6 protein-coding genes are annotated in these 7,944 nt (G+C 47.3%); 4 read left to right on the top strand and 2 right to left on the bottom strand.

Annotation, left to right across the window (positions count from 1 at the left end; translation table 11 throughout):
- Positions 1 to 1,063 (top strand): [Fe-Fe] hydrogenase large subunit C-terminal domain-containing protein (locus H8876_RS06815; RefSeq protein ID WP_249287105.1); only part of this gene is annotated, 1,063 nt, incomplete at its 5' end.
- A 123-nt stretch (positions 1,064 to 1,186) separates the two neighbouring features.
- On the opposite strand, the gene H8876_RS06810 is transcribed toward H8876_RS06815, so the two are convergent.
- Both H8876_RS06810 and H8876_RS06805 read right to left on the bottom strand, forming a co-directional pair.
- Positions 1,187 to 1,507 (bottom strand): DMT family transporter, encoded by a 321-nt coding sequence (locus H8876_RS06810; RefSeq protein ID WP_249287104.1) that lies wholly within the window; start codon positions 1,505 to 1,507, stop codon positions 1,187 to 1,189.
- Positions 1,501 to 1,929, bottom strand: a complete 429-nt coding sequence (locus H8876_RS06805) for a DMT family transporter (RefSeq protein ID WP_177264834.1) — start codon at positions 1,927 to 1,929, stop codon at positions 1,501 to 1,503. The genes H8876_RS06810 and H8876_RS06805 overlap by 7 nt, the downstream gene beginning before the upstream one ends.
- Before the next feature lie 231 nt (positions 1,930 to 2,160).
- On the opposite strand from H8876_RS06805, the gene H8876_RS06800 reads away from it, so the two are divergent.
- The 3 genes from H8876_RS06800 (at position 2,161) to H8876_RS06790 (ending at position 7,178) form a co-directional block, all read left to right on the top strand.
- Complete coding sequence (locus H8876_RS06800) at positions 2,161 to 3,048, top strand: tyrosine-type recombinase/integrase (protein WP_249287103.1); 888 nt, start codon at positions 2,161 to 2,163, stop codon at positions 3,046 to 3,048.
- A gap of 378 nt (positions 3,049 to 3,426) precedes the next feature.
- Entirely contained in the window at positions 3,427 to 4,053 is a 627-nt protein-coding gene (locus H8876_RS06795) for an HTH domain-containing protein (protein WP_249287102.1), read from the top strand.
- A gap of 41 nt (positions 4,054 to 4,094) precedes the next feature.
- Positions 4,095 to 7,178, top strand: a complete 3,084-nt coding sequence (locus tag H8876_RS06790; protein ID WP_249287101.1) for a leucine-rich repeat protein — start codon at positions 4,095 to 4,097, stop codon at positions 7,176 to 7,178.
- Positions 7,179 to 7,944: the final 766 nt, after the last annotated feature.

Genomic DNA, 7,944 nt, shown 5'->3' with positions numbered 1-7,944 from the left:
GATGTGTATAAGAGACAGGATCGCACCGGCTGTGCGTACTGCCTGGGGTGAAAGCGTCGGACTTTACAGAGAGGAAAGCACGCTGGGCAAGCTGGTGGCTGCATTGAAGCAGATCGGCTTCGATTACGTCTTTGATACGGGATTCACAGCTGACCTGACCATTATGGAGGAAGGCAGCGAATTCCTCCAGCACTTTGGAGAAAAAGATAAGCACAAGTGGCCGCTGTTCACTTCATGCTGCCCGGGCTGGGTTCGTTTCGTGAAGAACGAATTCCCGGAATTTGCAGAGAATCTTTCTACTGCAAAATCTCCGCAGCAGATGTTCGGCGCCATGAGCAAGACATATATCGCACAGAAGCTGGGCGTGGATCCGGAAAAGATCTATTCTGTTTCCATCATGCCTTGTACGGCGAAGAAATATGAATGTGATGTAGAAGAAGTCAATGATGCTGATGCGGGCAAAGACGTGGATCTGGTACTGACGACCAGAGAAATGGGAAGACTGATCAATGCGGATCGTATCAAGACTGACGAGCTGGAAGAAGCTCCGTTTGATGATTTCTTTGGCGAAGCGACCGGAGCCGGCATCATATTCGGTGCGACCGGCGGTGTTATGGAGGCAGCGCTGCGTTCGGCTCACTTCCTGCTGACGGGCAAGAACCCGAAGACGGACGCCTTTAAGAAGGTAAGAGGCGTTAAGGGCTGGAAAGAAGCCATCTTTGAAATTGAAGGCGTTGCAGTCAAGGTGGCGGTTGCCAGCGGACTGGGCAACACGAGAGAACTGCTGACCGCTTTGAAGAAGGGCGAAGTGGAATACGATTTCGTAGAGATCATGGCATGCCCTGGCGGATGTGCAGGTGGCGGCGGACAGCCGATCCACGATGGATCCGAACTGGCAGAAGAACGAGGCAAGACTCTGTACGGCATCGACAGTACAGCAGAACTGCGATTCTCCCACGAGAATCCGACGGTGCAGCTGGCCTATAAGGAATTCCTGGGCGAACCTCTTTCCAAGAGAGCTCACGAACTGCTCCACACTCACATTACAGACTGGACGCTGTAAGATTCTGAATATTGATAGTACAACAGGATTATCATAAACGAAAAACGATCCCTGAGAGATGGAATATCTTTTAGGGGTCGTTTTTTGCGGATAAGTAAAAGACCGGTTGCGGCTGCGAAGATACTATCCCAGCAGATTCAATGTGATGGTGCTGATCATGATCACCAACAGGGATATGTAGCCGATTTTCGTCAGCTTTTGTTTATAGAAGAGATAGCCGACACAGGAAGTCGCGATGATGCCGACAGAACTCCATGTGGCATAGGCGATCCCAAGATCGATTCCCAGCAGGGCAATGCCAAACAGCCCGTAACTTATAGAGTATCCCAGTATGCAGACGATGGTCGGTTTTGGGTTTGTAAAGCCTTTCGTGGCCACTGTTAAGGAAGATGCGATCGCTTCGGCCAGGATAGAGATGGCGAGCAAGATGTATGAATTTAGCATGATCCATTCTCCTCTCTATTTGCGTCGTTTGTGTTTTCTGCTGTTTCTCTGCTTTCTGTTTCGGCGTTTTCAGGATCCTCGGCAGGCGTTCCCCACATGTTCATGGTGAAGGTGGCGGCAGCCAGAATGATTATCGATATCCAGCCGATGGGCGAAAGGTGCTGGTGAAAGAAAAAGACGCCCAACAGTGTGCACGCCAGTGTCCCGACTACGCACCAGGTCGCATAAGCGATGGGTAGATCGATAATATGCAGGATTTTGGAAAAAAGGAAAAAGGAAAATACTATAGCGATGATAGCTGCGATCCCCAGCAGTGCATGATCGTATCCGTGGGATGCCGTCAGCATGGCATCTCCGATGACCTCGACGACGATGGATATCGCCAGGATCATATAAGCTGTCCGTTTTGATACGTTTAACATTCTTACCTCCATGTCTGTAACCGTTGCAATTATTTTGTGTAGATTGCCTGTAACATTTTTCTTATACACCTTGCCCTTACGGTAAAGTCAAGGAAATCTCACCTCAAACAGTCTTAAAACTTAAGAAGTCATGGAAAAACCCGCAAAACTTTAACGTTAACGTAAAGGTTTGCTCCCCTTGCCATTCCAGTCGAAATCCCCTATAGTGAGGCAAAAACGGGAGGTTATATCATGAGTGAAAATCGGTATGTAACAGAGGAGAGTCTGATCCGGTTTCAGGGATTCCTGCAGCAGGAGGAGCGAAGTGCAGGAACGATCGAAAAGTATATGCGGGATGTGAAGAATTTTGCTGCCTGGATCGAGGATCAAAGCTCCGTTCCGTCAGGATTTTCCTGCTGCGAGGTCACCAAGAACACTGCCGTCCGGTGGAAACAGTATCTCCTGCAAAGCGGTCGCGCCCCGTCGACGGTCAACTCTATGCTGGCTGCAGTCAATACGTATTTCAAGTTTATGTGCTGGCAGGATCTTCGTATCAAGGCGATCCGGCTGCAAAAGTCTTTTTTTCGCAGCAGTGACCGTGAGTTGACAAAAACAGAATATGAAAAGCTGATTTCCGCCGCACGCAGAAAAGGTGATGAGCAGTTGGTGCTTTTGATGGAGACCATATGCGCTACGGGGATCCGGGTAAGCGAAGTGCGCTATATCACTCGGGAAGCCGCTGCAAAGGGCCGCACGCAGATCTCTTTAAAAGGAAAACTGAGAACGATCCTGATCCCGGGGCAGCTTTGTCGGAAGCTGCAGAAATATGCCCGGAAAAAGGGGATCGGATCAGGGGAGCTTTTCCTGACGACAGGCGGCCGGCGGCTTGATCGAAGACAGATCTGGGCGAAGATGAAAGCTCTCTGTGGGGCAGCAGGCGTCGCCAGGGAAAAGGTGTTTCCTCATAATCTGCGTCATCTCTTTGCCCGGTGTTTTTACCGTGCTTCCCGTGACATTTCGGCCCTCGCCAACATGCTGGGCCACAGCAGCATCGAGACCACGCGGATCTATCTGGTATCCACGGAAGATGTTTACGCAAAAAAAATAGCCCGCCTTGGGCTGGTGCAGCGGACAAAATGAATATTTTGTCCTCTTTTCTGCAAATGTTGACTAATTTACTACTTAATTAATAACACTATATTACCATACCCCCCTACTACCTGCAAGTAATAACATGCAAATTCTAGATAAGTTTTGTTAACTTGGAGGGGATTATCTTTCTGTATTAGCGTATGACAAAGAATCGTTCCGGGAAAATCAGAACGATTTTTTATCATGCCTGAAAGCATTTCTAATCAGACTTTTTTGATCCTGCATTCCTTTTTTGTAAAAATCCTGATGATCAGTCAAGATCAGGACGCCTGATGTTTAAACACAGCGGATCTTCAGTTATTGCAAGGCTTTAGATCGCGGACAAAATATTCATTTTGTCAAAGAAAAAAGGAAAGGGGGCTTTGCATGGGGCGAGGGAGATTCACCGAAGAGGAAATGGATCGCCTGCTTCAAAATCCATATGTGACAGATGTTAACCGGACGAGTATCTCCTATTCCAGAGAATTCAAGCAGCTCTTTATGGGAGAATATACTGCAGGAAGACGCCCGGTGCAGATCTTTCGGGATGCGGGCTTTGATATCGACATGCTGGGGTCGAAGAGGATCGAGAGAGCTTGTGCCCGCTGGAAGGAATCTTATGAAAGCGGGACGCTGGGAAGCCGGGAGGCTGTTTTGCATAAAGGAAAAGATGGGGAAGAGCAGGCGTACGACCCGGAGCAGACCCAAAGCAATAAGAGGAAGCTTGTAGACCAATGCAGAGAGCAGGAAAAGACCATACGGATGCTGCGGGCGGAAGTGGAGTTTTTTCGGGAGCTTTGTAGAAGAGGCATCCAGTTAAGCCCGGAGGGAAGAGATCATGAGGTGATCTGCCAGATCATAAGCGACGTGGCAGAGAAGGAAGAATGCCGGAACTGTGTGACCCATCTTTGCGAGACAGCAGGGATCAGCCGGAGTCTGTATTACCAGAACAAGCGGCGAAGAGAGCGGGGCGCGCAGCGTATGACAGATAACCATGGTGACAGCGGTGAATAGCAATAAAACGGTAGTTATAGTAGGATTGAAAGGATAAAACGATGAAGAAGAGAAAATTAGTACTGGCACTGATGCTGAGTCTGATGATGCTGGTGACCATGATCCCGTCGTTTAGTTTCGCGGATGCGACAGGCGGCACTGGAAGCAGTGCTGCGACTTCTGGGTATTGCGGAGCGACAGGAAACGATCATGTGACGTGGAAGCTGACGCAGAATAATAGTGACGCTGCCAATCCAACGTATACGCTGACGATTGACGGAAGTGGAGCGATGGCGGATTATAAGGCTCCAGTAGGCAAAAATATTAATATTGCCGAGGCAGCACCGTGGTATCAGACTCTGAGTGCCGATGCCACGACAAAACTGTTCCCGATTACCAATATCGAGATCGGTGACAAGGTCACTGGATTAGGAGACTATGCGTTTGCATATACTGGGATTACGGCTATCGGATTTTATAAAAATGTGACGGATTACGGCGATAATCTGTATTCCCACTGTTCCAAAGTCGAAGTAGTTGACTGGGCTGGTTTTAACCCGAAGAACATTTCTGACGGATACGTAACTGAACAGACGGCGACCGGTTCTTTCGTACCGTTCGGTATGTTTGACTATTGCGAAAAACTGGATCAGTGTAAAAACGGAGCAACGACTTATCCTGCTGGAAAATTAGTATTTCCTGAAAATATCACAGGTGTTATGACAGCTGCATTCAGAGGAACGGGTTTCAGCTCGATCGACTTTGAAAGTAGCAACCTGACCCGCGCTGGCGCATATGTGTTTTCTTATATGCCAAACTTGACGGAGCTTACAGTTCCGGGCAAGGTGGAATTCTATCAACAGAACGGTGACCTGCAGTCCTCCGCATTTCAAGGCTGTGCAGCTTTGGAGAAAGTAACGCTGGATGACTCCGTGACGATCATTCCTTACAGAATGTTTTCCCAATGTTCCAAACTTGCTGAGGTGCAGGCGGATAAAGCTGATTCAAAGCTGGAAACGATCGACAGAAATGCATTTGCTCAATGCGGTAAATTAGCAAGCTTTACATTCCCGGACGCATTGAAAAACCTTAGAAATTCTGCTTTTATTCAGACTGGTTTGACCAGTGTAGAACTAGGTGCTGTTGAAACTTTGGACAATAACGTATTCCAGGGTTGCTCAGCCTTGACGACCGTGAACATCGAAGGTACTAAAGATTTAAAACTTCCGGGGAGCCTGTTCAATGGAAGCTGGAATAACAGCACCCATGGTTTCGATAATGATGGCGCGAAGTTGACAAGCTTTACAGTCGAAAATGGTGATTTATCGGATTTCAGTTTAAGTGGCTCGAAAACGACTCTGAAAAACGTTGTGCTGGGCGACGGTGTGACCAATGTCCCGAACGGATTGCTGTCAGGATTTGAAGTGCTGGAAACAGTATCCCTTGGCAAAGGAGTAACATCAATTGCAGACAATACATTTAAAGAATGTACCTCGCTGAAATCCATCGAATTATCCGAGGGGTTAACATCAATCGGAAATCATGCGTTTAATGGATGCACAAGTCTGGCTGCAGTTCATCTGGAAAAGGCTACTGCACTCAAAACGTTAGGACGGAGCGCATTTGAGGGGTGCACGGCTTTAACGGAAATCGCAATTCCTGATGCAGTGACCGAGATCGGAAACAATGCATTTTGCAAGTGCAGTAAGTTGATCAAAGTTGATATTTCACCAAATTCCAAGCTGACGACTATTGGCGGCGGTGCATTCGTAAATTCTGAAGTACCGTACTTTTACATTCCCTCCGGTGTGACAGTAGGCCAGCAGGCATTTTTCTTTAACGCGGAACCGACGAATAAAAAGATTACTTATGATTTAAGCGGATGGGACACAAAGAATTTAAACACAAGTGTATTTGGAAAATGGTGCTTTAGCCAGCATTGGGATCATACTAACTATCGGGAAATCGCGCGCACGTTCTATCTTCCTGATGATACAGTTGTGCCGTACTTGCCGGTAGGAACCAGCTCCATCTATACTGCTGTTGATCCTAGCGACAAGGCAGATCGTACAAGAAATGCGGTTTACGCTGTGACTAACGGAGGTACGTTCGCTAAAAATACAGATTTTACAACGGATACCCTTGCAACGCCAATCAAGGAAAATCACAAGTTCTTAGGCTGGTATGATAATAAAGGTTGCGATGGTACTGCTGTAAGTACTGCTCCAACGGCAGGTAAGACCTACTATGCGAAATGGGGAGAAAAAGCTCATTCCACCATCACATTAAACTCAGTTGATAACAAGACTTACGATGGCAACCAGATCGAATTGACAGCAGATAATTGTACTGTAACAGGCAGCACAGGAGCTATCACATTTGTTTATCAGCAGAAGGATGGAGATCACTGGACAGATCTTGATGCGGCACCGGTATATGTCGGTGAATACAGGGTGAAGGCAACTGTGGCAGAAGATGATACCCATGCAAGTGCAGACTCTGATTATGTGAACTTTACCATAGCGAAAGCGAATCCATCATACAAGGTGCCACAGAATCTGGAAGCCATCGAAGGGCAGACTCTGGCAAAAGTGAAGCTGCCGGAAGGCTTTACTTGGGAACAGCCTACAACTACTTCTGTAGGCAACCCGGGAACCAATACGTTCACCGTAACATATACGCCGGTTGATACAGACAACTATAATACGATCGAAGGTATTAACGTAACGCTGAAAGTCCACATGAAATGGGTCGCTTTGAATGAAGTCCCTGTCATCAATGCGGAAGACAAGACTTTGACGGTTGGAGATAACTTCGATCCGAAGAGTGGCGTAACGGCGACTGATAAAGAAGATGGAGACCTGACGGATCAGATCGAGATCGTGAAAAACACCGTAGATACATCCAAGGCTGGTCTTTATAGCGTGACGTATGAGGTAACGGATAAAGACGGAGCCTCAGTGGAGAAGTCGATCAACGTGGTAGTCAAAGAAAAGACAGCTCCACCGACAACGGTATCGCAGGACGGTTCCGCCAACGGCACCAAGACCGGCGATACAATGCCGATCGGCATGCTGGCAGTGCTGATGCTGGCTGCAGCAGCAGGGATCGTATTTTGTGGCAGAAAGCTGTATAAGAGCAGATAGATAAAATAGCAAAACTTAATACGCAATAACGAAACGGGAGATTCAAAATGAGTGGATTGCATGTCAGCAGACCACCGTCGTTGGATCTCCCGTTTTCTGCACCCGGGATTCTGGTGATCCAGGGCTGCAGGACTGACCTGATTAGAGCTGCTTCGACGGTCGATTCATCCTTAACGGGCTTAATTCCCGAAATAACGATGAAACCGGGTGAAATCGACCTGCGCTTTAAGGCCTTTCATCTTTAAACTTGCGGTGCTGGCTAATAGGGATGAAAATCTGCCTAAATTTTGGTAAATTTTCATCCTAACGCTGCCAACGCTAAGCTATGGATTCATCATCCCTATCCCCCTTCATCCTAACTCTAAAAATGGCTAGTCAAAGTTTCTTGGTGTAAGAATAATTGGATTCTTCCATGACGTTTATCACGCTGATTTCATCCCTATATCCCACGGGTATAGTGCTAGTGGGATGAAGTTCTAGCGTGTTATCTGTTTTACAAGTAGAATGGTTCGCTTGAATGGAAATATTTTAAGACGTTTCATCCTTCATCACAATGAACCTGGCGTTGTAGGATGAAATCCTGAGGTGGACATCGAAGGAAGCCTCTGAAAATCCCTGGCAGAGTACTCTTTTAACACGTTTTCATCCTGTGAGCCTTACTGCGAGGGAGTTCAAGGATGAAATCAGCGTGACGTAATAACTCCTTCATGGATTTGCTCGGCTATCGCTGGGATCAGCGAATATAATTCTGCAAATATCGCTAAAA

Source organism: Lentihominibacter faecis (genome assembly GCF_014306095.1).
Classification (GTDB): Bacteria; Bacillota; Clostridia; order Peptostreptococcales; family Anaerovoracaceae; genus Lentihominibacter; species Lentihominibacter faecis.
This window is presented reverse-complemented; position numbering and strand designations above follow the sequence as displayed.

Bases quoted from the DNA above. Each gene is read 5' to 3' on its own strand.
- H8876_RS06800 (WP_249287103.1), top strand. From the start codon at position 2,161: ATGAGTGAAAATCGGTATGTAACAGAGGAGAGTCTGATCCGGTTTCAG.
- H8876_RS06795 (WP_249287102.1), top strand. From the start codon at position 3,427: ATGGGGCGAGGGAGATTCACCGAAGAGGAAATGGATCGCCTGCTTCAA.
- H8876_RS06790 (WP_249287101.1), top strand. From the start codon at position 4,095: ATGAAGAAGAGAAAATTAGTACTGGCACTGATGCTGAGTCTGATGATG.
- H8876_RS06810 (WP_249287104.1), bottom strand. From the start codon at position 1,507: ATGCTAAATTCATACATCTTGCTCGCCATCTCTATCCTGGCCGAAGCG.
- H8876_RS06805 (WP_177264834.1), bottom strand. From the start codon at position 1,929: ATGTTAAACGTATCAAAACGGACAGCTTATATGATCCTGGCGATATCC.